Origin of the sequence: Cytobacillus oceanisediminis 2691 (genome assembly GCF_007678455.1) — a bacterium.
GTDB classification, from domain to species: Bacteria; Bacillota; Bacilli; order Bacillales; family Cytobacillaceae; genus Mesobacillus; species Mesobacillus oceanisediminis_A.
The window spans coordinates 1-271 of the sequence record NZ_VEEP01000223.1 but is presented as its reverse complement, the minus strand read 5'-3'; the positions used below and the strand labels follow the sequence as shown (position 1 = coordinate 271).

The window sequence follows — 271 nt, the reverse complement described above, 5'->3', positions numbered from 1 at the left end:
TTCTCCCCAATCAACCAAGCCTCCAGGCCCTGCTGCCCATTCATTATACACCACTTCCTCCATACAGCTTCATCCTCTTCATCCTCCTCTATATTCCTTCCCTCCCGACTACTCCGACCATTTATAACCAAACACCCTCAAAACCCTCCACCCCTTTTTCAATCCCTTATGCACTTCTCATCCCTTACCTTTTCTCACTCGCCATCTACCAGGCCGGAATGCTGATGCGATTCAGCTAAAAGAACCTCGAAGGAGCAAGGGAACATGATCC

1 pseudogene is annotated in these 271 nt (G+C 49.1%); it reads left to right on the top strand.

The features are described from left to right. Nucleotides 1–239 (top strand): annotated as a pseudogene (locus FS736_RS24920) (ferrous iron transport protein B); the annotation flags it as partial. Between the last annotated feature and the right edge of the window lie 32 nt (nt 240–271).